Here is a 26,646-nt window from a genome sequence, read left to right on the forward strand (position 1 = left end):
GTAATGCCTCTTTTCCTGCGGAACGCTACGCGAACAGAGGAGCTTCGCTCTAAGCGCAGCTATGCCGAAGGCTTTACGTAATTCGGTAAACTATTGTTTTTCTGGATGGATATAGTCTACAAAGTAGAACTTAGGAACTAGCCGGAATTTCAGCCAAGAATAAGCACCCATACTTAAAGCAGATGTAACTACCAAAGGTAAACCCAACTTAATTCTCAGTGCATCAGGAAGTAAAGCCACAGCAGCAATAATACTCATACTGTATATTAAAAGTCGCACCTGTAAGCGCTGTATAACCTTTAACGCATTACGACAACTACTACAATGCTGAGTATGTTGTGAATAACGATCCAGCAATACAGAACGATCATCATTAATTTGCGGACTAGGTAGAACCGTAATTCCCACTTCACTCCAAGGTAACTGACCAGAACAATACTTATCAAACCAATTGCGAAACTCAATTACCAAACGGTCTGCACTTGTCGGTAACTTGTAGATACTTTTCCAGCTTTCAACAGCTTGTCTTTGTTGTAAAAACTTTTCTTGCTGATGTAAAAGAATCATATCTCCATCCAGCACCAGATTACGGGTATTGATATGACTCCACCACCGGGGTATTAAACGATGCAATGTTTTAGAAAAGTTGCGGGTAAATTGGGCGACAATTCTGGACTTACCTGGAGATACAGGAATGCAGTAAGTCACAAGTCCAATTTTCCTATCTTTAGAGTCCCCCAAGCTAATTGAATATTCTAAACGGCAAGGAGGTTCAAAAGTAATAGTAGTTTGCAAATTTCTATCAATAACTACTTCAATTAATTTGCAAGTTGATTGCACAACTTCCATAAATATGGGTCTAGCATTCTCTCTCTTACCCTGTACCCCGTGGTGAGTAAAAGGTACATGACTAGGATCTGCGACATTTTCCACTAAAGTTTCCCAGTCATATTCTAAATCTCGCACATAAGAAGACCACACAAATCCCTTCTCAGCATCTACTTGAGGTGACAGTGGTAACGGCGTATTAGCTGCGAGTTCTGCTGACTTAGCATCAGGCCAAACCCAAAGTAAATCATTAGCTTGGCGTACTGGTAGTGAAACCACACAGAAATTCTTTTCATTTTTAGTAACAACTTCTGGCTTCTCAGCTTGGGGAATGTGAGTACAAATCCCTTGAGAATCAAATTGCCAACCATGATAACTACACATTAAATTACCACTTTTCTCGTCCACACGTCCTTCACTTAAAGGAGCGAGACGGTGGGGACATTCATCTAAAAATACTTCGTAAGTCTTAGATGACTTAGGTTTCCAAATAACTAAACGAATCCCCAAAAGAGTAACAGGATTTGGTCTTGTGGAGTCAATATCTTCTACAGGTAAGAGAGGATACCACTGTTGAAAAAAGTTAAATTCAGATGTCATTTTAATATTAGCGGCGTTTAATTTTGGCTAAAAGGCTCACGCATCAGCAAAGCAAGATATAAATAGTGTGACATGAGATAGAAAAGTGGACATTGTTAAATTTAAATATAAAATGCCAAAATTACATCTCTCTAAATATTCCTCTCTGCGACTCTGCGCCTCTGCGTGATCAAAAATTCATAGTCGCCGAATACAGGTAAAATTTTGAAGCCATCCCTACATAACATCAATCATGACCAACATTCCCCAAATTGGACAACCTGCGCCTAACTTCCCCACACCTGACCAACATAATCAGCCCGTTAGCCTCAGTGATTTTAGCGGTCAGTGGGTTGTACTGTACGTTTACCCCAAAGATGACACCCCAGGCTGTACCACCGAAGCCAAAGACTTTACAGACTTGTCTCCAGACTTCAGCGCCCTGGGAGCAAAAATATTAGGTGTGAGTCCAGATACCGAAAAAGCCCATTGTAAATTTATAGACAAACATAATTTATCCATCACCCTCTTAAGTGACCCGGAACATCATCTTATAGAAGCCTATGGTGCTTGGCGCTTAAAAAAATTCATGGGTAAAGAATATATGGGTGTCGCCCGGTCAACATTTCTCATCTCACCTGATGGCATAATTGCCTACACTTGGCCGAATGTCAAAACCAAAGGTCATGCACAAGCAGTATTAACTGAATTACAAGAATTAGCAGCCACCTCAAATCCCCAGTGAGCCTAATAGCGCTATCATCGAAGTAGGGTATAACACTTTTCGCCAGTTGCCACAAACATGGTTCAAGTTATTCCAGCACAAAACATCACCCTCGCCTACTTAAAAGAAAATTTTGCTTTAGAGAACTCTGAAGATCAGCAATTCTTTCCAGAGTGGTTTGACCATTTACCTGAAATTTCTGAATTAGAAAAGCAATACTTAGATAGAGTTAAAAGCAACTATCTCAGCTTATTTGAAACTACTCCTCTGCTAGAAGAAGCAGTAAAAACGGTAGTATTGTCTCCCTTACTAGATTTAGCTGGGTTTTATCGTTATCCTTTTTATATCGCTACAGAAGAATTTATAGAGATTAGTGAAACCATTATTATTAATCCTGAAGAATCGGTAGAAACAGCCAAGGAAATTATTAAGGGTAAAATTGATGTATTAGTTATTCAAAATAAGTTATGGATATTGATTATAGAATCTAAACTCTCTAGTTTTTCGTTAGCTAAAGCAATACCTCAAGCACTTACTTATATGATAGCTGCGCCTACTTCTGATTATCCTGTATATTCGTTAATCATGAATGGGGAAGATTTTCAATTCATCAAATTAATTAAACAAAATAAAGCCGTAATATATGCCTTATCTGATAGATTCAGTTTATATAGACGTGAAAATGAATTATATAAGGTTTTACAGATTTTAACTAAATTAGGTCAAATTTTTAGCTGATCCTTTTTTCTAATTAACCCAATTATATACTGTGAGAAAACTATGGTTCAATTTATTCAAGCGCAAAATGTTGGACTTGCCTATTTAGAAGAAAAATTTGGTCTGCGACAGGCTAAAGATGAGGTATTTTTTCCCGAATGGTGGGAGAATTTACCAGGAATTACAGATTCAGAAAAACAAGAGTTAGACAAAATAAAAGCTCATTTTCTGCGTTTAGCAAAATATCCTCCCTTATCCGAAGAAACAGTAAAATTAGTTGTTTTATCACCTTTGCTAAATCTGGCTGGTTTTTATGATGAACCTTTTTTTATGAGAAGTGAACAATCAATTGAAATTTCGGTGGAGGATAAAGGAGAAGTTATTCGAGGTAGAATTGATGTTCTGGTAATTCAAGAACAATTTTGGTTGTTAGTTATTGAGTCTAAACGCTCTAGTTTTTCTCTTTTAGAAGCTATACCCCAAGCTCTAAGTTATATGTTAGCTAATCCTCGTCTAGAAAAACCTGTGTTTGGATGTGTGACTAATGGTAGTGAGTTTATTTTTCTAAAGTTAATTCAGGAAAATATTTCCCAATATGCTTTATCTGACCAATTTACATTATTGAAAAGAAAAAATGAATTGTATGAAGTCCTAAGTATTTTAAAAAACCTCAGCCAAACTTTAAGTTAATTTATGTCTATTCGTCCTATATATCTCGATTGTCACGCGACTACACCTGTAGATGAACGGGTGTTAGCAGCAATGATTCCCTATTTTACAGAACAATTTGGTAATCCTTCTAGTATTGGTCATGTTTACGGTTGGGAAGCGGAAGCGGCTGTAAAACAATCACGGGAAATATTAGCCGCAGCTATTAACGCTACACCGGAAGAAATTGTCTTTACAAGTGGTGCAACTGAGGCGAACAATTTAGCTATTAAAGGTGTCGCTGAAGGTTATTTTTCTCAGGGTCAGCATATTATTACTGTGGCGACAGAACATAGTGCAGTGCTTGACCCTTGTACTTATTTAAAATCTCTGGGTTTTGAGATTACTGTTCTCCCAGTTCAGCCAGATGGAATTATTAATTTAAATGAGTTGAAAAAAGCCTTGCGTCCAGAAACAATTTTGGTTTCGGTGATGGCTGCAAATAATGAAATAGGTGTACTTCAACCTTTGGCAGAAATTGGGGAAATGTGCCGGGAAAATAATATAATTTTCCATACAGATGCAGCCCAAGCTATTGGTAAAATTCCCTTAGATGTGCAGGCGATGAAAATTGATTTGATGTCGCTGACTGCACATAAGGTATATGGTCCCAAGGGTATCGGGGCTTTATACGTGCGTCGGCGTAACCCTAGAGTGCAAATTGCACCCCAGCAGCATGGCGGTGGACATGAACGGGGAAGGCGTTCTGGGACTTTGTACACGCCGCAAATTGTGGGTTTCGGAAAAGCTGTAGAAATCGCTTTAGCTGCACAAGAGACGGAAAATCAACGCCTGATGGAACTGAGACAAAGGTTATGGGAACAGCTTTCACAGTTGTCAGGAGTTCATCTGAATGGACATCCTACCCAGCGACTAGCGGGAAATTTAAATATTAGTGTTGAGGGTGTAGATGGGGCGGCGTTATTGTTAGGTTTGCAGCCAATAATGGCGGTTTCTTCTGGTTCTGCTTGTTCTTCAACTACCACTGCACCCTCTCATGTATTGACAGCTTTGGGACACTCGGAAAAGTTAGCTTATGCTTCGGTAAGGTTTGGAATTGGGCGGTTTAATACTGCTGAAGAAATAGACACGGTAGCACAGCAGGTAATTTCTACTGTTGAAAGTTTACAGTCTATCTTAAAAATTTAATGTAAATCCAAAAGCGGGCAAGATGCCCGCACCACAAGAGTTTAGAATAATGTTTTCCAGTTCCCAATCAACAATTATCAATTATCAGGTCAAAATTTCCGACTAAATCGGCGTGATAACTGTTCACTGATTTAATAGGGGTCTGAATCAAACCGCCCGCGTTTGACACTGCGGAGATAATAACCTCTGGTGGGTAGATCCCTTAAATTAAAGGTATCGCCACGGGGAACGCGCCAAATTTTGTAATCGTAATATGTCAAGGGTGTGCGGGGTTTGCATTCTTCTGGTGGGTGGTCTCCTAAGACAAAATATGCTGCACCTCTACCCATGACTTTAGCTATACCGGATTTATCGACTACAACTGATGTTTCTTCACTAATGGCTATACCTAAAACGGTCTTAGATACGCCATCTTGAATCTGACGGGCGATAAAAGCCATGATTCGACCCATTCTTTTCCGGCGGTCAAAATGGGTATCGATGATGGTTCCCCTTAAGTGACTCCAAGGGAAGAAGTTATAAGTAAATGTGATGTCTTGATAAGGATCTTCTAGGGCTTGTCTGGTTTCAATACCTGCTTCTGAAGAAGCACAAGCATCGTAGACGTAATCACTTTGAATCATGGCACCGGCACTAGTGCCACCAATGCCACCGCCTTTGGCATAAACTGATTTAATGACACTTTCTAATTTGGTGTTTTTCCAACTGCGGATATATTCACATTGGTCGCCCCCAGCAAAGAAAATTACGCCAGCATTTCTGACTTTCTCTAAAATTTCTGGTCTGTTTGCATCTTGACGATTACTAATGATGAGGGTTTCTACATAGTTTACGCCTTGCATATCATAAATTACACGGTTGTAATCGTCACTACCGTAGGTGCGAAGGACGACAACGTTAACTTTGTGGGAGTAGGTGGCAGATCCTCTGACTTGATGAATCATCCACTGAATAGCTTCTTCTACATCGGGGCCACCTCCACCTAAAATATGCACAGGCCCGGCGAGGGGTGGAGATGACGGGGGACGTAAATCAAGATTTGTCTGTTGATGGTCGGGTTTTAGGAATGCTTTGAGACGGGATATGATTCGGTTTCCCATCTTCATCCATGAGGTTCTGACTGTCTTTAACCACTTTGCTATGGTTGGGAATACCTTTGTCATCATAAGTTGCTGGTGCAAACCACAATTATTGCTAACTCTCGCACCAGAAAGGGGGAAATTTCCAGCGTACAGGGATTGTACTGTTTTTTTCTGCTAAATAATATAGAGTAATCTTTAATTCTCTAGGCTATGTGTCTATAATCTTGGCGTTTCTTGTAAGTTTTATTGCCAGTGGGTTTGCGATCGCTCTTGCAGGACTCGGTGATAAACTGTCTGTGTTTGCTGGGCTAATTTTGTCCAGTTGAAGCGGTGGGCTAAATCTTTGTAAGCGTTATCAATTAACCATTGGCGATAACCAGGATTTTGCAAAACCTCTAAAATTCCCCAGGCCAGGGAATCGGGGTTGTTGACTTGGGTGACTATGCCTGTTATGGTATGCTGTACTACTTCGGGAAATCCGCCGGTATTTGATACGACAACGGGAACGCGAGAGGCAAAACTCTCTAAAGCCACAATCCCAAAGGGTTCGTAAAGACTGGGAAATACGGCACAGTCGGCAATGGTTTGAAATTTATCTAAGTATGAATCCGAAAGGAATCCGGTAAAATAACATTTGTGGTAAATTCCCAAGGCTGAGGCTTGATGCCGAAAATTATCTGTGTTTCCACCACCAATAATCACAAATTTGACATTTCCTCCCATTGCGTTCAGGAGTCGAGGGGCGGCATTAATTAATACTGAAATACCTTTTTCATAGGTCATGCGACCAACATAATAAACAATTTTTTCATGGTCGGCGGCAAATTGACGGCGAAAATCTTGAGCATGAAAGCTGTCGTCGTGTTGTTTTTTTTCTGGTCGAATACCGTTATAAATAATATCTATTTTGTCGGTTGGACTATTGAGGGCTTGTTGGATCTCTCGCCGCATATAGTCTGTACAGACGATAATTCGCCAAGCATTATAAGCTAGTAAATTTTCTTTGTGGTGAATATAACTTTGAATAGGGGTATGAATACCGTTATGTCTCCCGTATTCGGTGGCGTGGATGGTAGCAATGAGGGGGATTTTAAAGTTATGCTTTAAGGCGATCGCCGCATCTCCTACTAACCAATCATGAGCATGAATTAAATCAAATCCGCCTTCCTCCAGAATTAATTTACCACCGTAATGTCCCATACTCTGGTTAAGATTGACCACCCAGTGCAAAAAGTCGTTACTATGTGAAACTGGGACTCGATGGACGTGAATCCCCTCAACTTTCTCATACTTTGCCGCCTCACCAAACTCTGAAGTAATCAGGTGGATTTGATCACCTAGCTTCACTAGTTCTGGGTATAATTCCGCCACGTGACGAGAAATTCCACCCACTAACCTCGGCGGAAACTCCCAACTCAGCACCAGTATTTTCATTAAATTCTCCTATCCACTCTAAATATCTCAACAACTACATTTATCTAAAAATACAAAGATGCTAATTGTAGTGAGTATATTTACTACAATTTTTTGGACAGAGCCGATAAATCAAAATAACACAACCAGAGAAAGAGGAGAAAAAATTTTCTGCTTTTTATGGCTGGGGAGTGGGGAGTGGGGAGTAGGGAATGGGTTAAGACTAAACAGCCAAAACAATGAAACTGTTAAATTTTCTTGTGAAGGGGAAGATATTTCTCACTAAAAACAACGATAAAAAAATATTTCCCTCTCCTGATTCAGGAAAGGGACAGGTTGTACATATTCAGGTGTGCAGGAGTTAGCTTTGGTCTAGGCGTAACACAGCCATAAATGCTTCCTGGGGTACATCGACAGTTCCCACAGATTTCATGCGTTTTTTACCTTTGGCTTGTTTCTGCAAAAGTTTCTTTTTCCGGCTGATGTCGCCACCGTAGCACTTAGCTAGTACGTCTTTCCGCAAAGCGGGGATGTGTTCACTGGCGATCACTTTACTACCAATTGATGCCTGAATTGGTACTTTAAATTGATGGCGGGGTATGAGTTCTTTCAATTTCTCAGCCATTGACCGCCCCATGTTATAAGCTTTATCTCGGTGAACAATCATGGCTAAGGAATCAACAGGATCACCGTTAATCATGATATCCAGTTTCACCAAGGGATTTTCGCGGTAGCCGATGAGATGATATTCCATACTGGCATAACCACGCGACCTTGACTTCATCTGGTCAAAAAAGTCAGTGACAACTTCCGCCAAAGGTAATTCATAAGTCAGTGTGGTGCGTCCTTGGGCGAGATATTTCATATCTTTGAAAACACCGCGCCGATTTTGTGACAGTTCCATTAAGCTGCCCACGTAGGTTTCAGGCGTAATCATTTCTACCTGGACGTAGGGTTCTTCAATTTTCTCCCGGTCGTTGGGAGCGGGTAAGCGACTGGGATTATCTATATACAGTTCTTCACCTTTGAGAGTAATTACACGGTAAACTACTGAAGGTGCTGTAATAATTAAGTCGAGATTGTATTCCCTTTCTAAGCGTTCCTGGACAATTTCCATGTGCAGTAACCCCAAGAACCCACACCGGAAGCCAAAACCCATAGCGCTAGAGGTTTCTGGTTCATATTGTAGGGCTGCGTCGTTGAGTCCTAATTTTTCTAAGGCTTCCCGCAAGTCTTCAAATTGGTCAGCATCGATGGGAAACATCCCACAAAATACCATTGGTTTGGCTTCTGTGTAACCAGGTAAAGGGGCTGTGGCTTTAGCTTTAGATAGGGTGATTGTGTCTCCTACCCGCGCATCAGCTACAGCTTTAATGGCGGCGGCAAAATAACCTACTTCCCCGGCGTGGAGTTCTTCTACTTGCTTTTCGGTGGGAGAAAGCACGCCTAACTCATCAATGACGTATTCTTTCTCTGATGCCATTAAGTAAACGCGATCGCCTTTTTTGATTTTGCCATCCATCACCCGGAAATAAACAATTACTCCCCGGTAGATATCGTAATAGCTATCAAAAATTAACGCCCGTAAAGGTGCATCTAGGGTGTCTTTTGGTGGTGGTATGCGTTCTACCACAGCCTCTAAAATTTCACTAATGCCAATTCCTTCTTTGGCAGAGGCCAGAATAGCACCACTACAATCTAAACCGATAATTTCTTCTATTTCACTAATTACCCGGTCTGGTTCTGCTCCTGGTAAATCGATTTTGTTTAATACTGTAATTATTTCTAGGTCATGTTCTAAAGCCAAATACAGATTGGCTAAAGTTTGCGCTTCCACACCTTGAGAGGCATCTACTACTAATAACGCCCCTTCACAAGCCACAAGACTGCGGGAGACTTCATAAGAGAAATCGACGTGTCCGGGGGTATCAATTAAATTTAATACATACTCCTGACCATCTTTGGCTGTGTAGTTCATCCGGGCAGCTTGCAGCTTAATGGTAATGCCGCGCTCCCGTTCAAGATCCATGTTGTCAAGGAACTGTTCCTTCATTTTGCGCTCATCTACAGTGCCAGTAGCTTGTAGCAAGCGATCTGCGAGGGTAGATTTCCCGTGGTCAATGTGAGCAATAATACAAAAATTGCGAATGCGATCTGCGGGAACGTCAGTCATATACTATCTTTGCTGAAGTGGCAACCAAGGTTAAACGAGAAATTTACTTCATATATTTTAATGCTTTATTAGCCAAGAGGCTGTTTTGTCAGATGGAAACAGTGGGGAATTTGCGATTTACCATCTTTGCAGCATATTTAGACTAGGGAAGTGGGGGATAAGAGGTATGGTTTCGCCAATATAAATCTTTAATATATAAAGTCTATTTTACATGATGGGATTGACCAATCAGGAGCGTACAATAAATATATATAAGTAAATGATGTAGACACCGTGGGCTGTTACACAAGTTAACTGCTTATAACTACTGATTTACTGACACAAATTCTAGAGCTGTTGTTGAGCGAGTTTGATGCAATTTATCATGAAAAACTAAATTCTGCTATTTTAGGAGGATTTTGGGCAAAAAATTGACTTTGTAGTTAATTTACACTGTCATGGTAGATGATCACCCCACCACAAAGCTTGAGAAGTAACAATCTCTGACTATATAAAGCTATGAATATGAGAGAGAAAGCTACCGGAGCGGGGCAACAACGAGCCGATAAGGTAGAAATCGCTGTCCGTCTGGATTCGGAGTTGCTAGAGCAAATTCAGCATCTCACTAATGATCCCAGTAAAGTGATTGAGGTGGCAATTCGTCAATGGCTGCGGGGTGAGGTTCCCAGAGATGATGAGCTGACAAGGACTCCTCGACGTGTACCTGTGCCGCCACGGGGTGAATGGAATGATTGACATGAATAAACAAACAATGAATAGAAAATAAAAATCATGTAAAGTTTGTCAATTTCGATGCAATCAACGGCAAAATACCGAATATAACCATGCAAAAGCTGTAATAAATTACGCTAAATTTTTTTGCCCAGCTGGAGCCAAACTGTTCTGAGTGGCCATTTGTCTATCCCACCTGATTAATGACTATTATTGCTAACTCCCAATTGGCTAACTTGTTTCCCCATAGTCTGGAGTATTCCACTAATAAAAGTGATGATTCTTTGCCAACTTGCGGTTCTGAGTTGGTATACACCCAAGATGAGTCTGGACGCTATCTGACATTTTATTGGCAGCAGGGCGAATTGTGGGGATTAAATCCGAAGCAAATAGTTAATCAATGCCAGGAGGACAAAGTTTTTGTCCCAGTAGACAATGGTGTTTATTTGGAACGAATACAGCGAATTTTAGCTAGTTTAGTACCGGAGAAGTTTCAATGCTGGTTTAGCTACCGCCAAGATTTGTGGGAGTTGGAGTTAGTAATTTCCCCGATGATGCCACCGTTGGGAACTGCCGCGACTACAGTTTTAGTGATGGGACGGTTGTTACAAGTTACTCGCAATAAACCAGAAGTTGAGGCGATCGCGCAGAGCGCACTGCCGAAGGCGATCGCACCGGAACTAACACAGGTAGAATTAGCTTTACATTTACTGCGGAATGCTGGGGGAACCCAACCATATCAGAAACTGGTAAATAAAATTACCAGAAATATTCGGCGGACGTTAGATTTAGATATAATCTGGCAACAAACAGTAGACAGTTTGGGAAAAGCGCTGCGGCTAGAGCGTTGCATTATCTGTCCATACCACCCTTCTAGTTCTAGAATCCGGGTGATTGCAGAATATCATCATCCAGAGCGTAGCTCCATGCTTGGCTTAGAAATAGATATTAATTCTGAGCCAGCTTTTGCTAAGGCATTGGCAACCTTAGAACCCGTTGTAATGGAAGTGTCGGGGTATAATCTGTGTTCTCACCACAAAATTTTAGTAGTGGCAACCTGCTATCAAGACCAACCTAACGGACTGATTGCCATTAGTCTCAGAGAAGAATTTTATCCGTTGACAGATGCAGAATTGGAATTAGCTAAAGAGTTTGCCGATCAGTTAGGAACGGCGATCGCCCATGCTACTTTATATAAAGAACTAGAAGCAGCCCGTCAAAAAGCCGAAGCCGCATCCCGTCTCAAAAGCGAATTTCTGGCTAATGTCTCCCATGAAATTAGGACTCCCCTCAATGGCATGATCGGATTTTTGAAGCTGATTTTAGAAGGAATCACAGATGATCCGGAAGAACAACATCAGTTCGTCTCAGAAGCCCATCATCTTTCTATACATTTACTAAATATTATCAACGATATCTTAGATATAGCCAAAATCGAAGCCGGAAAAATGGAGCTAGTTTGCTCTCCAGTCAAGCTAAATGAGGTATTTGATGATGTTGAAAATTTTATGCGTCCCCAAGCAGAATCCAGAAACCTGAGTTTTCGGATGCAGATGTTGCCCACTTCGGATGAAATTATTGTCCAAGGTAATTATCAACGTCTGTTACAAGTTATGCTCAACTTGGCGAACAATGCCATTAAATTTACGCAGGAAGGAGGAATTACCGTCAGCGCTGATTTAGTCTTCAAGCCCACGCAATTCCAAGGGGAAGGATTTCCAGGGATGGTGCGGGTAAGAGTTGCAGATACAGGTATTGGTGTTTCTCTAGACAAGCAAGACAAACTTTTTCAATTATTTTCTCAAGTAGATGGTTCCCGGACTCGGCAGTATGGTGGTACTGGTTTGGGACTGGTAATATCCCAGAAGCTGATAGAGGCGATGGGCGGTGAGGTACATTTTTATAGTCTGGGGGAAGGACTGGGTTCTACAGTCACTTTTACAGTACCTCTTTATCAACAACCAGTCTTACTTTCTGGTAATGATAACGATTAGAATTATTGATTAACTAACCGCAAAGTACGCAAAGTACACAAAGAAAGCCGGAAATTCAGCGCGGTTTTATAAAGAAATGGTATAAGATACCAGCAGTTGTTGACATCTCAACCTTGGAAATCTTGTCAACACACAATCTAGGGGTTTTTGTATCTAAAATTGAGTTATTAAACTGGGAATATCAATATTTTCCTGACACAAGAGGTCTGAAATAATGGAACTAACAATTGACAACGTGGAAACAGTTTTGGATGAAATGCGCCCTTACTTGATGTCTGATGGCGGTAACGTGGAATTGGTAGAACTTGATGGACCAATTGTGAAACTACGTTTACAAGGTGCTTGTGGCTCTTGCCCTAGTTCTGCTATGACCTTGAGAATGGGTATTGAACGTCGCCTCAAGGAAATGATTCCTGAAATCGCGGAAATTGAGCAAGTAATCTAATGGTGCGGGGATGGGGTGATGGGTAAAAAGAAGCAGGGGAGCAGGGAGCAGGGAGCAAGGGGGAATACCCAGACGGAGATTGTACCACTGCTAGAAAGCCACCTTCCCCTCTGCCTATTCGGTAAAAACGGGCATTACCCATACTCCTTACCCCAGACCTAATTCTTCTTTTCTCTAGCAACAAACAGGGTGCTGGGGACATGACAAAATTCTCAAATAAATAGCCAGCATTTCACTTTTGATTTTTGCTATATGTCTCATCCATTACATATTGCTTTTATCTGGCATCAACACCAGCCTCTGTATAAATCCCCTAACAGCAGCGCTACGGTTTCTAGCAGTCAAGATTACCGCCTACCCTGGGTAAGATTGCATGGTACGAAAGATTATTTAGATTTAATATTAATTCTGGAGAAGTATCCGAAGTTACACCAGACTGTAAATTTAGTCCCATCTCTAATATTGCAATTAGAAGATTATATTGCAGGTACTGCTTTTGACCCCTATTTAACTGCGAGTTTGACACCTGATGAGCAAATAAATCAGGCACAAAAACAATTTATTATTCAACACTTTTTTGATGCTAATCACCATACTCTGATTGACCCCCATCCCCGGTATGCTCAGTTGTATTATCAAAGACAGGAAAGGGGACAAGATTGGTGTTTGGCTAATTGGCAATTACCTGATTACAGCGATTTGCTGGCATGGCATAATCTGGCATGGATTGATCCTTTATTTTGGGATGATCCGGAAATTGCGGCTTGGTTAGAAAAAGGTCGTAATTTTACTTTAGGCGATCGCCAGCGCATATATTCCAAACAGCGCGAAATTCTCAGTCGCATTATCCCCCAACACCGGAAAATGCAAGGCACAGGGCAGCTAGAAGTAACAACCACGCCCTACACTCACCCAATTTTACCCTTATTAGCTGATACCCACTCTGGCCGAGTAGCTGTGCCTGGAATGACATTACCTCAGCATCGGTTTCAGTGGGCAGAAGACATTCCCCGGCACTTGCGGAAAGCGTGGGAACTATATATAGAGCGTTTTGGACAAGAACCACGGGGTTTATGGCCTTCAGAGCAATCAGTTAGCCCAGAAATATTGCCGTATATTATTAAACAAGGATTTAAGTGGATTTGCTCAGACGAAGCAGTTTTAGGCTGGTCACTAAAACACTTTTTTAACCGGGATGGAGCCGGAAACGTCCAACAACCAGAAATATTATACAGACCCTATCGCCTGGAAACTCCCGCCGGTGATGTGTCTATTGTTTTTCGTGATCATAGATTATCTGATTTAATTGGCTTTACCTACGGTTCCATGTCGCCTAAAGAGGCAGCAAAAGACTTAGTGGGACACCTACAGGCGATCGCCAAAATGCAAAGAGAAAGCCACAGCACAGAACCTTGGCTAGTCACCATTGCCCTAGACGGCGAAAACTGCTGGGAATATTATCCCCAAGACGGCAAACCCTTCTTAGAAGCATTGTATCAAACCCTCAGCAACGAACCCCATCTTAAACTCGTTACCGTCTCCGAATTTATCGCACAATTTCCCCCCACTGCCACCATTCCCGCAGCACAACTACACAGTGGTTCTTGGGTAGATGGTAGCTTCACCACCTGGATAGGCGACCCCGTAAAAAATCGCGCCTGGGACTACCTAACCCACGCCAGGGAAACACTAGCCAAACATCCCGAAGCCACCGAAGAAACCAACCCAGAAGCCTGGGAAGCCCTATACGCCGCCGAAGGTTCCGATTGGTTCTGGTGGTTTGGTGAAGGACATTCCTCCAATCAGGATGCCATCTTCGACCAATTATTTCGGGAACACCTGTTAGGAATTTATCACGCCCTCAATGAACCCGCCCCATCTTATCTGCGCCAACCCCTAGAACGTCATCAAGAAAAAGCCGACCATAGACCCCAAGGGTTTATTCATCCCAGCATTGATGGTAAAGGCGATGAACAGGATTGGGACAAAGCCGGACGGATAGAAATCGGCGGCGCAAGGGGAACCATGCACAACAGCAGCGTCATTCAGCGCCTGTGGTATGGAGTAGATCACCTCAACTTTTATCTGCGCGTAGACCTGAAAAATGGTGTAATTCCAGGGAGAGATTTACCTGAAGAATTGAACTTGTTATGGTTCTATCCCGACAGAACAATGCACAATAGCCCCATACCCATTGCAGATGTCCCAGATATCGCCCCACTTAATTACCATTATCATCACCATTTAGCGATTAATTTACTCACCCAATCAATTCAGTTTCAAGAAGCAGGAGAATATGATCAATGGCATCCCCGTTGTAGTCGCGCCCAAGTAGCTTTAAATAATTGTTTAGAAATTGCAGTACCCTGGGCTGACTTGCAAATTTCCCCAGATTATCCCGTGCGTTTAGTCTTAGTCCTAGCAGATGAAGGAAATTACCGCGACTACATACCAGAAAACGGTTTAATTCCTATTGAAGTGCCTTAAATCTGCAAAAATACCTTTGATTTTGTCCGTGTAATTGTGCCTATAGAGTGCGAATCAGAAAATAGGCTGAAAACCGACCTACTTAGCAGCCGCCAAGGTAATTAGGACATCCCCTGTTCCCTGAAAACCATAATGATGATGTCCTAATCAATATGACCGTTACTATCATTTGGCAGACTACTACTTTGAGAAGGGACTAATTCACAAGTTTTAGCTGGAAGATAATTAGCAATTTGTAGATCATGACTGGTTAATATTAAACCTGCTCCTTGTTTAGTAAAATCAATTAACACTTGTAACATTAGTGTCAAAGATTGGGGATCTTGTCCTACGGTGATTTCATCCAGTAGACAGATTTTTGGTCTTCTGGCTAATACTGCGGCTAAAGCTAATCGTCTTTTCTGTCCTTGGGAAAGAGACTGAGGATGTAATTCAGATAAACTTCTTAAGTTGAGTTTTTCTAAAATTTCTTCCCCTAAATGAGCGGAAACACTTGCTTGTACCACTTCTTGATACACAGTTTCCGCAAATAATTGATGATTAGGATTTTGCAGTACAAATCCTATATTCTTAGCTATTTGGACAACGGTTTTTTTGATGATACTTTGACCGCAGATTTCTATATTTCCTGTGGTAGGTTTGAGTAATCCACTTAATAACTTGAGGAGCGTTGTTTTTCCACAACCATTTTCACCTTGAAGTAAGATAATTTCCCCACTGTATAATTCTAAGTCGGGAAAAGGTAGATATCCTCCCCAACTGAGTTGATGGGTTCGCAGGATGATATGAGATAAAGTTGGTGATGAAGTTACAGAAAGTTGAGGAAAAAAACTTTTAACTGTTCCTGAATGAATTTTACCTTGATCAAAATAGTAAGTGCGATGGCATATCTCGTTGACTAAATCCCAGCGATGTTCTATTAGTAACACTGTTTGTCCCTGGTGCGATCGCTCTTTTAGTAATTGTAGTAATAATTCACTTCCTCCACGGTCAAGATAAGCAAAAGGTTCATCTAATAACAACACTGGTTGATTCATAGCTAAAACGCAAGCAATGATTAAACGTTGCTTTTGTCCGGCGGATAGTTGACTAATTAACCAGTTTTCCTGGGGGAGTAAACCAAATTCTTGTAAACTTTGATGAGTTAGCTGTGCAATAATATCTGGAGATATACTGAGATTTTCTAAGCCAAAAATTACCTCATCTATAACTTTATCGGTAAAAATTTGGGTTTCCACATTTTGGAGAATTGTACCAATATAGTGCGATCGCTCTCTCACAGAAAGCTCTAAAATTGAATTATTTTCATATAAAATATCTCCAGTTAACTTACCGCCAATGTGATGGGGTGAAATTCCCGTCAAACAGTTAAGCAGTGTACTTTTTCCACTACCAGTAGCACCACCTAAAAAGACTATTTCCCCCGGATATAATTCTAAATTGATATCTTGGAGTGTGGGTTGATTTTTACCAATGTGAGTAAAACAGAGATTTACCGTTTCTAATAACTTTGCCACTGCAACCATCCCACAATTACCAGTAGGAATACTGCACCCACTGTAAATATAGTATCACCAAATCGCCATTGTAGGGGTTTAGCTTGAGTTCTAGGAGAATTGGGATCATAGCCTCTAGTTTCTAAACCAACAGTCACATCATCAGCATAGGTGACAATGCGAAAAATCAACGGCACAAATAAACTGCTAAACCAACGCTGGGGTTGACGAGGTAAATCAACTCCACGTAATTGATTAGCTTCGATAATGCGTTGCGCTTCTTGATAGATAATTGGCAAAAATCGCCAAGTTAACATAATTCCTAATACTAAAAAAGCTGGTAAACGTATCGCTTGTAAAGCTTTAACTAAATCCGCAGGTAAGGTTGTGGCTGAGAGTAAAGGAGTGGGTAACAAAATTGCTAAAAGTCTCAGGGAATTAATCATAGCTGCGCGAAAATCCCCTAAAGTCCATGTTGCTAAGGCTGTAAATAAAATCAAACCTAAAATTGCTGTGAGTAAAATTTTGAGTTTAATTCGCACAGATAACAGCAATAAAAGCAATAATACTCCCACCAGTAAAGATGCAGCTAATAAATCTCGTAAAGCAAAAGCAATACTAACTGTAATCATGGTGAAAGTGATTTTTAGTAAGGGATTAACCTTGGTTAGAAATCCTTCCCTATGAACTACAGATTTAGATATCAACATCTAACTTCCCAGCACGTTGTAATTGCTTGATGACTAATTCACCTAACCACCAACCAACCCCACCAGCTACACCAGATAATAATGTCATGGGGATTAATATCCAAGATTGAGTTAACCAAGCAGCAAAATTTTCTCCAGCGACATAAGCACCAACTAAAGCACCTGCGACTGTGGTTGTGCTGAAAAAAATAATGTTTCCCAGTAAACGGTTAGCTTTGGTTTTGTAACCGCCTCTTGTCCACATAATTAATTCAGTTAATAGTAATGCTGCAACTAAAAAAGCAGTAATTACTAAAGAGATGCGGCTTAATAGTATTGCTAAACTACCAATCATTAAAGCCACACTTCCCCGACGTTGTAACCTCGCCATACCCAATGTTAAGAAAATTCCCGCTAAAGGGGCCCAGACAATCGTCCTAATTCCTGGTAAGGGAATAGCAAGAGTTAGAGGTACGGTAAGGATGGAAGAAATGGCAATACCAATAGTCATAAACGCCGCAAATACGTAATCTTTTAATTGCCAAAGTTGTTTGTTTTGAGTATGGGAAATTGGTGTTTTCATAGTTGAAAATTTTATGGTGTCACGCAGAGACGCAGAGGCGCAGAGAGTAAGAGTTAAAAAAGTGTGAGGAACATAGTAGTTTATGTCATTAATTTTGTTGGGTAAATTAATTATTCAATTTTCCTTCTTTTCTTTCTTGGCGTACTTTGCGTCTAAAGCCCAAGGGGCATACGCTGCGCGAAGGCGGTTCGTTTTTAAACCCATCATAATGAGACAAAGCATTAGACTAAAAAATCCATAAACTGAACACAAACCAACTTTCATCTTATTCCTCAAAACTCAGCACGTATACCTGCTAAAACTCTAATTCCTGGTGCCGGAAAATTAACTGTGGGATAGATATATTCGGCGTTAAATAAATTTTCCACATTTAAAGATAGTTGTGTACTAGGCGTAACTCTGTAACCAATAGCTAAATCAAATACTGTTGCTGCTGGACTACCCGACCCAATTTGATTATTTGATAACAAAACATTTCCTTGACCACCATAAAAACGTGATTGTAGATAACCACTAAATTGATTGTCGTCGTATAATAAACGTAATAAAGCCGTCACTGGAAATACTTCTAACTGACTCAAAGGCGTACCTGATCTATCTTCACCGTTTACATAAGTCAGATTACCTTCTACACTCAAATTACGACTTAACAGATAAGCTGTGCTAAGTTCAATTCCTTGTAATAAAACATTTTTATTCGCAACTTGAATTGTCGCCGGAGGAGGTCCAAATCCTGTGGGTGGTGGTGGAGTAATACTATTAAATCCGATAAAGTCAGAAATATCGTTGCGAAAATAAGTTATTCCACCTCTGATTGTATTACTAGCGTAATTTAAACCAATATCAAAATTATTTGCTCTTTCAGGTTTGAGGTTGGGGTCTGCTAAAACTCTACCGCGAGTTGGAGCAAAAAATGTTCTGTCGCTATCACTCCCAAATAAGTCTAATAGTCTGGGAGGACGAAAGCCTTGGGCAAAGTTAATTCTTGCAGCTAAAGTATCAGTGAAGCGATAAACACTACCAAGATTAAAAGTTATAGCGTTAGTGTTATTTTCTGAATCTATACTTTCACGAAAGTTAAAGATATCGTAGCGTAAACCACCAGCCAGCGTGAGATTATCGGCTAGGTTGTAATTTGACTGGACAAAAGCACCGTAAAAGTTGCTTGTTCCTAATGGCCCTGTGGTGTTGTTAATCAGGTTATCAGAAATGGAATTATCTTGGCTAATATCAATACCGTAGGTTAAAATTCCGGCTTCACCCAAGGGTGTATCAGCAGAACCAGAAAAACCATAACTTTCAGTTAGAGTGAATGTAGAACTTGGTGTTGTAATTGTCTGTGGTTGAAAGGTGGGAGGTATGGCGATTGTTACTTGGGTGGCGTTGTCGAAACGACGGGCGCTTTTTTGGTAATAAGTGCGTAAGTTAAAACTTGTACCACCATCTAGGTTTTCATTAATATAACTGAGAGAATAGCGATCGCGGTTTCTAAATACATTTTCGGCTGAGATAAATGGTGGAGTGGGAAATCCGTTTAAATCAGCGTTGTCTTGACGATAGCGGTCAAAACGCAACTCTAATCGTTGATTTTCATCTAAATCAACTCTACCAGTCCCGTAAATATCAAAAACTTCATAAGCTGTTCCCTGGGGAGGAATCAAGTTACCCGCGCCATCTTTCGCGTCACCCGCTACGCGTCGAGAAGTACCAATTACATAGTTGGGGCCTGTAATTTCCAAATTCCCGCCGTATTCAGCAAAGCCACCTGCAAAGGCGAAACTACGCACTCCAAACGGCGCATCGGGTCGGGGTGTGGTGGTAATAATATTAATTACGCCACCAAAAGCATCAGCACCATATACCGATGAAGCTGGCCCTTTGAGAACTTCTAAGCGTTGGACACGAAAGGGGTCTACACTTCCCAAGTCCGGCCCAAATTCTAAATTAGGAAGGCGTTCTCCATCAACTAATACTCCTATACGTTCCCCAGTTAAACCACGAATATTGGCAGAACCACTTAATAAACCCAAGCGGTTGATCACAATTCCTGGTAGAGTTTGCAGGGCATCACCTACAGTTCTATTTAAGGGTTGTTCCCGTTGTATTTCTGCTTGCGTTTTAATGTCTACCGTGGCTGGAGTATTTTCTAGTGGTGTGCTGCGACGAGAGGCTGTAACCACAAGTTCAATATCTGTATCTAATTCTGTAACTTTTGTGGTGGCAATATTTAGCTGGAAATTTTGATTAATTTGGTCAATCTTTACAACTGGTGGTGCGGTTTCTCCAGTTACTGTTACCCTGACACTATTAGTATCTAGAGCAGTGACAGTTATAAGTACAATTCCCGGTGCAGGATTATTGATGGTAAAATCTGTACCAGATTCTAGGTTTAGCTGGGTATTAATGATATCGGCGACAAAGTTTTCCCCGTCGGTTGATGTCAGAATTGATGAGAGTTCGCCGTTGTTGGTTTGTAGAATTACCTCAATTCCATCAGGTGTTTCGTTAATTGCTACATCAGTAATTTGATTGACATTCGCCCAAACTGGTTGAGTAATAGATACTGATAAAGTACCTGCGATCGCTAGATTACTAAAAATATTTCTTATTTGCACTAATTACACCCCTAATAACTAACAGAACTTACGCAAAATTAAGAAGAAACAAACCACAAAGGACACTAAGTTAAGAGAGTTTCAGAGAGTTCTTGCGTAAGTCCTAACTAATTTATGTTAGTTTACATATTACATTATTTCTGAGTAAACCAGTATTTTTACTATTATTTAATCTTACGTCTTCATTTTCTTTTGTTATTGGCTGTCCACCAAGATAACGGTAAGACATAACACATTGTAAATAAATCTTGCTGAAACCGAGTTAGTGCTTGATTAAGCTTCCCAAATAATGATAGATACACATCTTACTTTGGAATCCAGAGCAGGTGCTAATTTGGTGTTGTAATTTTTTTATCCCCCTCCCCAGGATTGAAAGACTAGGGATTTAATGATATTCTGAATGTCAAAGCAGGGGAAAAACTGCTTTTTTGACTAACTTGAAATATTTCATTAGAATATGAAAATTTTTGTCCGCAAGATGCAGACGAAGACACAGTTAGCAACGAAAACGTGACACTTTACCTATCGGTTTTTATGCCAGTAAAATTTTACATTCAGACAGAGTGGGCAACTGGTTTTATTCACTAAAACTAGACAAAAATTTTCTACACAAGTTGCGTATCTGGAAGATGAGCAAATGGCTGGTCAATGATTACTGGCTAGGTGAGATTTCAAGAAAAAATCCCTATACTTTGAATAATATTGCTCGTCTTTGACTTGACTGACTAATGTTAGGAGTAAAGTCTTTGCTGTCACGTGAATAGTATCCGGGAATTGGGAACTATAAAACGAAAGACAAAGCTAAATTTTTTCTTTCTTCTCCTCATATCTGTTGAATCTTTGATTCGACTGATAATCTTTCAGATGTTTTTAAATTTGATTTCAACAACTTAAAACTATCCGGAGCAAATATGCAAGCAGCAAACTTAATGCTGGGAATTTCCGACTTCAATATTATTAACACCCAGGATTATATTGAACTAGAACAACAATATGGTGCTGATAATTACCATCCTTTAGATGTAGTTATTACTAAAGGAGAAGGTGTATGGATATGGGATATAGAAGGTAAAAAATACCTCGATTTTCTTTCGGCTTATTCAGCATTAAATCAAGGGCATTGTCATCCCAAAATTCTGGAAGCGATGATCCAACAAGCTCAAAAAGTTACCCTAACCTCCAGAGCTTTTCGTAATGACCAATTAGGAAAATTTTATCAGAAGCTTTGCCAGATTTCTGGTTTGCCTAAAGTGCTACCTATGAACTCGGGAGCCGAGGCTGTGGAAACAGCTATCAAAGCAATTCGGAAATGGGCTTATAGAGTTAAAGGTATACCAGAAAATCAGGCAGAAATTATCGTTTGTAGAAATAATTTTTCGGGACGCACTATTAGTTTGATTAGCTTTTCTACAGAAGAACAATATCAAGATGGATTTGGGCCTTTAACTACTGGGTTTAAAGTTATTCCGTTTGGTGATTCCCAAGCATTAGAACAAGCGATTACTCCTAATACTGCTGCTTTTTTGGTGGAACCAATTCAGGGTGAGGGAGGCATTATTGTTCCTCCTCATGGGTTTTTAAAGCAAGCTGAACAAATCTGTCGCCATCATAATGTCTTATTAGTTTTTGATGAAATCCAAACTGGCTTGGGAAGAACAGGTAAAATGTTTGCTTATCAATACGAGGATGTCCAGCCTGATGGCATAACTGTAGGCAAAGCTTTATCTGGCGGATTTTATCCCATTTCTGCCTTTATTTCTACAGAGGAAGTTATGGGTGTATTTCAGCCAGGAGATCATGGTAGTACCTTTGGTGGAAATCCTTTAGCTGCTGCTATTGGAATTGCAGCACTTGATGTAATTCTTGAAGAAAGATTACCAGAAAAAGCCTTAGAGCTAGGGGAATATTTTCTAGAGAAATTACAATCCATTGAGAGTTCATATATCAAAGAAGTCCGTGGCAAAGGTTTATTAATTGGCATGGAATTATATCCAGAAGCTGGTGGTGCTAGACGTTTTTGTAAGGCTTTAGCTAAAGAGGGTTTATTAGCCAAAGAGACTAGAGATAATGTTATTCGTTTTGCCCCACCCTTAGTTATTTCTCAAGATGAAATAGACTGGGCATTAGAAAAAATTGGGCGAGTTTTAACAACCACTTGTTAGTATGGTGTAAATTGAGTTGTGCGGAGTTAATTTTAGTGTTTGAGCAGTCATTAGTAGCAAAATTGAACAATTCTCTCATCCCAGTTACTGATGATTTTCAATCCAAGTGTCAATATCTGTATAGGCTGCTTTGAGTTGTGCTTGTTCCTCTGGTGTAGCTTGCCAATAGCCGCGATAATTAGCCTCAGATAATTTCTTAATTACTTCCGCTTCAGCATAAGGATTATTTGCCCGTAAGCGATCGCGCATCTCAGTATTAAATACAAATTTTTGTGCTACTTTACTCCAGGTAGCAGTACCGACACTTTGGGTAGTGGCATCTAAGCCTAAAAGATACTCTACTCGATCTGCGATCGCCTGTCCTCCTTGATGGTCATGTTTGAGCATTCCGTCAATCCATTTGGGATTTAGCAACCGACTAACAACCCCTTGGCGTACTGCTTCAGCAATGGTTTTTACCTGGATACGTTCTTTGGTAGTATCAGCAATGACGACATCAGGACGATGACCACTGACTACAGTTGTAGCTTGTGCCATTCCCCCAAAATATTCATAGTAATGATCTAAGTCGGTAACTTCAAATTCATGGGAGTCTCGCACCTGGGTAATAAATTTGTTGTGACTCAAAGCTGCTTTGAATATTTCCGGTGCTGCTAACCCATTGATATTGTTTCCGTAAACATACTGTGTGCGCTTGATATACATATCACCTAAATCCGCCTCACTTTCCCAAGCAGCAGTTTCAATTAAGGTACTCAGGCTATTTCCATATTCCCCAGGAGGAGGGCCGAAAATTCGGGAAGCGGCTAAATGTTGATCATGGATTTCTTCCGCCAAGGCTTGAGTGTGACGACGGACGAAGTTCATCTCTAAGGGTTCATCCAACTGGGCTACAGTCTGAAAAGCCAAATCAATTAAACCCACCAAGTTAGGAAACAAATCACGGAAAAAGCCGCAAATATTGACAGTGACATCAACACGGGGACGACCTAGTTCACTTAAAGGAATGACTACGGGTTTCATGAAGTAGCCTTGACCCCGTTCCACCTTAACGCCGATATAACGTAATACTTGACCGATGGTTTCCCCTAAAGTTTTACAGGTTTCAAATCCCCAAAGTATCACCCCTACAGCGTCAGGATAGGTATGATGTTGTTGATAATAACGCTGAATTGTTTCATCTGCGATCGCAGCGCCTCTTTCATAAGCACTATCTGTAGGTAACTTGGTGGGGTCAAATTGAAAGGTATTGCGTCCTGTGGGGTAAGTTGTCGGAGTTCGCACGGGATCACCACCACAAGCAGGTTCAATGTAACCGCCATTTAGGGCGTGTAAAAGTCCTTTAATTTCGTCGGTACTGCTGACTAAATTGGCTATATTTTGTAAATAAGTCAGGGCTGGTGTTAATTTTTCATCAGGCGCAGATGTTCCCTGTAACATGGCGTGAATAATTTCTCGACTTTGATCAGATAATCCTTGCCAACGAGAATCAGCCGTATCTAATAATCGGTCATAATCAAGATTGTATTTTTGAGCTAATAATCTGGGTAAAGCTGGAGTTTCACTACGGTCATAACGAGCAATTAAATGTAAATAATCAACTAATTCCTCATCCTGTAACTTTTGTCCAAAGGTGTGTAAACCCATCGGAATTGCCACCCGCTTCAGTTCAAATAAATCAACGTGCAGCTTTTCTAACGCTGCTTCATAGGGTATCAAGTCGAATTGTGCTGGTACTTCTTCCTGAAGTTGACTCCACAATTCATCTGCTAAATCTAAAGGGACATCGTGTTGCTCGCACACAGCGATAATTTGCCGTAAAATACTCAGAATACGCGGTAAGCTATGGCGTTGTTGTTCTGAGTATTCATCTAATAAATCTTCCAACTGGTTAAAATGTTCGTACAAACCCGCCGGTACAAAAGTGGGAGAAGCATAACTGACTAATTGGGCGTAACTGCGCCGTTTAGCCATTGTGCCTTCAGAAACATTGACTACGTGGTAAACATAAGTATTGGGTAAATCTCCCAAAAGTGCATCTGTGGTACATTCTCCAGATAACCCCACCTGTTTGGCTGGTAAAAATTCAAATGTGCCGTGAGTGCCAATATGTACCACTGCATCAGCATTCCAACCGTCGGCTTCTTCTAACCAACGATAAAAAGCATTATATTGATGATGGGCTGGTAAACTTTCATCATGATGTACCTTAGCCGGGTCTTCGTGTACCCCCCGTGAAGGTTGGACTGCAACTACCACATTGCCAAATTCTATACCTGCAATTAGGATATCTTCGCCATCCACCATTAAGTCTCCTGGGGGCATACCAAAGAGTTTCTCTGTTTGATCTCGCAGATTTTCAGGTAACTTATTGTACCAGTTTAAATAAGTTTTTAACGGAATACGTAAAGCGTTTTGGGCTGTCAGCTGATGTCCAGTAAATTCGCCATTATGCACCAGTCCTCGATGGAGAAACATATCCTTGAGAGTTCCGCTATCGGGTGGGGTGACTTTGTAACCTGCGTTTGCTAATTCCCCAAGAATATTTTCTACAGAAGCGAAAACATCCAGAAAAGATGCAGTACCTAAAGTACCTTCGCTGGGTGGATAGTTAAAGATAACAATAGCAATGCGTTTTTCTGAATTGGGTTTACGACGTAGGGCGATGCGGCGGAGAATGCGGTTAGCAAATCTTGTTCCTCTACCTGGAACTGGCGAATGAGTTTGACCAATCTTGGTATTTTCGCTGTCCAGTCCATAAAGATATACGGGATCAATAGCACCATCCATTTCGGGAAAGGCTACTGTTGATAAAGTTTCTACAGGGGGAAGTCCTTGGGGACTGTTTTTCCAATCCGTAATTTCCCGATTATTGGAAGTAGAGGCGACATGGTAAGGGACATCAAGTTGTTTTAAAAGACTAATGGTTTTATGGGCATTTCCACCCAAAGGGCCACCATCTAAACGAAACCATAATAAGGAAGCGATCGCATCACAAATCGGTTTATGATCATGAAAAAAGTGATGTGCGATCGCCTCGGTAGTTTTAATCCCATCAGCAAAGAATGGCAAAACATTGGCTTGTTTCGCCAGTTCATTAAAAAATTCCTCTCCCCCAGCTAAATTTGCACTCATACTTGTCCCACCGTAAAACAGCACTGCTACCGTGGGTAGGTCTGGGTTGAGGGGATGGGCAGTAATATAATCTGTATAGGATGGATAACGCTGACCTATAGCAATATTTATAAACCCTGCATCTGGGTAAATAATTGGTTCTTTTGCCGTTACTTCCACACCGGCATACTCACTAGCTACAAAGCGCAACAAATTTGCTAGATTTTCCACACCAGCATTTGTCCAATAACTAACGCATTTAGCTAAATTTTGAGAATGATATATTTTTTGCGGTGACATCTGAGTTGCTGTAGATGTCAAAGAATCTCCAAATTGTTTGATGCGACGATAATCTGTACTTGGTAAATTAGTATAGGCGAACTCCTTCATCCGTGTCAGCGCCATCACACTCGGCCCACCACCAAACACAGGAATAAAGGCAATATCTTGTTGTTGAGTAGCCACAAACGCCTGTTGTAAGCAAGCTACAACTTTATCTGGTGTACCCCGCAAATCGAACATTACTGCTTTAGCAGCACCAATAATTTTTAAAACTTGAGCAGGTGTAATAATACCATCTTGAATATCGTGTGTAGGTAAAATATCTAACTCAAAAATCTTGCCATTTGTAGCTTGTACTTGTTGCTCCCCCAGCAACACATCACCTAAAGGAGAAGCAGAAGAAATCAATACTAGGCGAGGTATTGCACAACTAGGCATAATCTGGTATTTTTCCTGATTTTTAAGTATTAAAAATAGTCTCTATCTTATACCAATTTAAGATAAAGATGCATAAATACATTTTAAACAGGATTTACGCGCACTCTACAAGTTCTTGGCGTTCTTGGCGACTTGGCGGTATGCGCTTCGCGCACGCTACGAGAACGATAAATTAAGCTTTTCGGCAATTTTTGCGTAAGTCCTATTAAACAGAAATCCAGTTCCCCTGGTGGGGTCAAAATAATATGCAGCCTCAC

18 protein-coding genes are annotated in these 26,646 nt (G+C 40.8%); 9 read left to right on the forward strand and 9 right to left on the reverse strand.

Annotated elements, in window-relative coordinates; genetic code table 11:
- Positions 1-90: 90 nt before the first annotated feature.
- Positions 91-1,428: an aromatic ring-hydroxylating dioxygenase subunit alpha gene (locus tag ACM0OP_RS03435; protein ID WP_414526988.1), complete on the reverse strand. Its 1,338-nt coding sequence runs from the start codon at positions 1,426-1,428 to the stop codon at positions 91-93.
- A 232-nt stretch (positions 1,429-1,660) separates the two neighbouring features.
- Here ACM0OP_RS03435 and bcp point away from each other — a divergent pair, with 232 nt between their 5' ends.
- The 4 genes from bcp to ACM0OP_RS03455 are packed head-to-tail and all read left to right on the forward strand — an operon-like array spanning position 1,661 to position 4,705.
- Positions 1,661-2,152: a thioredoxin-dependent thiol peroxidase gene (gene bcp / locus ACM0OP_RS03440; protein ID WP_414526989.1), complete on the forward strand. Its 492-nt coding sequence runs from the start codon at positions 1,661-1,663 to the stop codon at positions 2,150-2,152.
- A gap of 57 nt (positions 2,153-2,209) precedes the next feature.
- A complete protein-coding gene (locus ACM0OP_RS03445; RefSeq protein WP_414526990.1) occupies positions 2,210-2,869 on the forward strand; it encodes a restriction endonuclease subunit R in 660 nt (219 codons plus the stop codon).
- Positions 2,870-2,911: 42 nt separating this feature from the next.
- Positions 2,912-3,538, forward strand: coding sequence for a type I restriction endonuclease (locus tag ACM0OP_RS03450; RefSeq protein WP_414526991.1), 627 nt, complete (start codon positions 2,912-2,914; stop codon positions 3,536-3,538).
- Between the two features lie 3 nt (positions 3,539-3,541).
- Positions 3,542-4,705 (forward strand): cysteine desulfurase family protein, encoded by a 1,164-nt coding sequence (locus ACM0OP_RS03455; RefSeq protein ID WP_414526992.1) that lies wholly within the window; start codon positions 3,542-3,544, stop codon positions 4,703-4,705.
- A 131-nt stretch (positions 4,706-4,836) separates the two neighbouring features.
- On the opposite strand, the gene ACM0OP_RS03460 is transcribed toward ACM0OP_RS03455, so the two are convergent.
- The 3 genes from ACM0OP_RS03460 to lepA form a co-directional block, all read right to left on the reverse strand.
- Positions 4,837-5,868, reverse strand: coding sequence for a cyanophycinase (locus ACM0OP_RS03460; protein WP_414527060.1), 1,032 nt, complete (start codon positions 5,866-5,868; stop codon positions 4,837-4,839).
- 162 nt (positions 5,869-6,030) lie between these two features.
- Positions 6,031-7,221, reverse strand: a complete 1,191-nt coding sequence (locus ACM0OP_RS03465; protein ID WP_414526993.1) for a glycosyltransferase family 4 protein — start codon at positions 7,219-7,221, stop codon at positions 6,031-6,033.
- A 340-nt stretch (positions 7,222-7,561) separates the two neighbouring features.
- Positions 7,562-9,373 (reverse strand): translation elongation factor 4, encoded by a 1,812-nt coding sequence (lepA, locus tag ACM0OP_RS03470; protein ID WP_414526994.1) that lies wholly within the window; start codon positions 9,371-9,373, stop codon positions 7,562-7,564.
- Between the two features lie 498 nt (positions 9,374-9,871).
- Here lepA and ACM0OP_RS03475 point away from each other — a divergent pair, with 498 nt between their 5' ends.
- The 4 genes from ACM0OP_RS03475 to ACM0OP_RS03490 all read left to right on the forward strand — a co-directional run bounded on the left by ACM0OP_RS03475 (position 9,872) and on the right by ACM0OP_RS03490 (position 15,010).
- Positions 9,872-10,108: a hypothetical protein gene (locus ACM0OP_RS03475; RefSeq protein WP_414526995.1), complete on the forward strand. Its 237-nt coding sequence runs from the start codon at positions 9,872-9,874 to the stop codon at positions 10,106-10,108.
- A gap of 179 nt (positions 10,109-10,287) precedes the next feature.
- Entirely contained in the window at positions 10,288-12,078 is a 1,791-nt protein-coding gene (locus tag ACM0OP_RS03480; RefSeq protein WP_414526996.1) for an ATP-binding protein, read from the forward strand.
- A gap of 214 nt (positions 12,079-12,292) precedes the next feature.
- Complete coding sequence (locus ACM0OP_RS03485; RefSeq protein WP_190564644.1) at positions 12,293-12,523, forward strand: NifU family protein; 231 nt, start codon at positions 12,293-12,295, stop codon at positions 12,521-12,523.
- 252 nt (positions 12,524-12,775) lie between these two features.
- Complete coding sequence (locus ACM0OP_RS03490; protein WP_414526997.1) at positions 12,776-15,010, forward strand: glycoside hydrolase; 2,235 nt, start codon at positions 12,776-12,778, stop codon at positions 15,008-15,010.
- 143 nt (positions 15,011-15,153) lie between these two features.
- On the opposite strand, the gene ACM0OP_RS03495 is transcribed toward ACM0OP_RS03490, so the two are convergent.
- The 4 genes from ACM0OP_RS03495 to ACM0OP_RS03510 form a co-directional block, all read right to left on the reverse strand.
- Positions 15,154-16,536: an ABC transporter ATP-binding protein gene (locus tag ACM0OP_RS03495; protein WP_414526998.1), complete on the reverse strand. Its 1,383-nt coding sequence runs from the start codon at positions 16,534-16,536 to the stop codon at positions 15,154-15,156.
- Complete coding sequence (locus ACM0OP_RS03500; RefSeq protein ID WP_414526999.1) at positions 16,512-17,216, reverse strand: energy-coupling factor transporter transmembrane component T family protein; 705 nt, start codon at positions 17,214-17,216, stop codon at positions 16,512-16,514. The genes ACM0OP_RS03495 and ACM0OP_RS03500 overlap by 25 nt, the downstream gene beginning before the upstream one ends.
- Entirely contained in the window at positions 17,203-17,778 is a 576-nt protein-coding gene (locus ACM0OP_RS03505) for a hypothetical protein (RefSeq protein ID WP_414527000.1), read from the reverse strand. Before ACM0OP_RS03505 ends, ACM0OP_RS03500 begins: the two co-directional genes overlap by 14 nt.
- A 272-nt stretch (positions 17,779-18,050) precedes the next feature.
- Positions 18,051-20,393, reverse strand: a complete 2,343-nt coding sequence (locus tag ACM0OP_RS03510; protein ID WP_414527001.1) for a TonB-dependent receptor domain-containing protein — start codon at positions 20,391-20,393, stop codon at positions 18,051-18,053.
- A 911-nt stretch (positions 20,394-21,304) separates the two neighbouring features.
- Between ACM0OP_RS03510 and rocD the strand changes: the two genes are divergently transcribed.
- Entirely contained in the window at positions 21,305-22,555 is a 1,251-nt protein-coding gene (gene rocD / locus ACM0OP_RS03515; protein WP_414527002.1) for an ornithine--oxo-acid transaminase, read from the forward strand.
- A gap of 84 nt (positions 22,556-22,639) precedes the next feature.
- On the opposite strand, the gene bchH is transcribed toward rocD, so the two are convergent.
- The gene (gene bchH, locus ACM0OP_RS03520; protein ID WP_414527003.1) at positions 22,640-26,389 is read right to left on the reverse strand and encodes a magnesium chelatase subunit H; all 3,750 of its coding nucleotides are present in this window, start codon (positions 26,387-26,389) and stop codon (positions 22,640-22,642) included.
- Positions 26,390-26,646 lie beyond the last annotated feature (257 nt).

The sequence above is a fragment of the Nodularia chucula CCY0103 genome, from assembly GCF_963923915.1.
In the GTDB taxonomy this organism is placed as follows: Bacteria; Cyanobacteriota; Cyanobacteriia; order Cyanobacteriales; family Nostocaceae; genus Nodularia; species Nodularia chucula.

What these genes read in the sequence shown, in the direction of transcription:
- ACM0OP_RS03505 (WP_414527000.1), bottom strand. Translation starts at nt 17,778, where the DNA reads ATGAAAACACCAATTTCCCATACTCAAAACAAACAACTTTGGCAATTA.
- ACM0OP_RS03465 (WP_414526993.1), bottom strand. Translation starts at nt 7,221, where the DNA reads ATGAAAATACTGGTGCTGAGTTGGGAGTTTCCGCCGAGGTTAGTGGGT.
- ACM0OP_RS03495 (WP_414526998.1), bottom strand. Translation starts at nt 16,536, where the DNA reads ATGGTTGCAGTGGCAAAGTTATTAGAAACGGTAAATCTCTGTTTTACT.
- ACM0OP_RS03500 (WP_414526999.1), bottom strand. Translation starts at nt 17,216, where the DNA reads ATGTTGATATCTAAATCTGTAGTTCATAGGGAAGGATTTCTAACCAAG.
- ACM0OP_RS03490 (WP_414526997.1), top strand. Translation starts at nt 12,776, where the DNA reads ATGTCTCATCCATTACATATTGCTTTTATCTGGCATCAACACCAGCCT.
- ACM0OP_RS03460 (WP_414527060.1), bottom strand. Translation starts at nt 5,868, where the DNA reads ATGACAAAGGTATTCCCAACCATAGCAAAGTGGTTAAAGACAGTCAGA.
- ACM0OP_RS03475 (WP_414526995.1), top strand. Translation starts at nt 9,872, where the DNA reads ATGAATATGAGAGAGAAAGCTACCGGAGCGGGGCAACAACGAGCCGAT.
- lepA (WP_414526994.1), bottom strand. Translation starts at nt 9,373, where the DNA reads ATGACTGACGTTCCCGCAGATCGCATTCGCAATTTTTGTATTATTGCT.
- ACM0OP_RS03480 (WP_414526996.1), top strand. Translation starts at nt 10,288, where the DNA reads ATGACTATTATTGCTAACTCCCAATTGGCTAACTTGTTTCCCCATAGT.
- rocD (WP_414527002.1), top strand. Translation starts at nt 21,305, where the DNA reads ATGCAAGCAGCAAACTTAATGCTGGGAATTTCCGACTTCAATATTATT.
- ACM0OP_RS03445 (WP_414526990.1), top strand. Translation starts at nt 2,210, where the DNA reads ATGGTTCAAGTTATTCCAGCACAAAACATCACCCTCGCCTACTTAAAA.
- ACM0OP_RS03455 (WP_414526992.1), top strand. Translation starts at nt 3,542, where the DNA reads ATGTCTATTCGTCCTATATATCTCGATTGTCACGCGACTACACCTGTA.
- ACM0OP_RS03450 (WP_414526991.1), top strand. Translation starts at nt 2,912, where the DNA reads ATGGTTCAATTTATTCAAGCGCAAAATGTTGGACTTGCCTATTTAGAA.
- bcp (WP_414526989.1), top strand. Translation starts at nt 1,661, where the DNA reads ATGACCAACATTCCCCAAATTGGACAACCTGCGCCTAACTTCCCCACA.
- bchH (WP_414527003.1), bottom strand. Translation starts at nt 26,389, where the DNA reads ATGCCTAGTTGTGCAATACCTCGCCTAGTATTGATTTCTTCTGCTTCT.
- ACM0OP_RS03435 (WP_414526988.1), bottom strand. Translation starts at nt 1,428, where the DNA reads ATGACATCTGAATTTAACTTTTTTCAACAGTGGTATCCTCTCTTACCT.
- ACM0OP_RS03485 (WP_190564644.1), top strand. Translation starts at nt 12,293, where the DNA reads ATGGAACTAACAATTGACAACGTGGAAACAGTTTTGGATGAAATGCGC.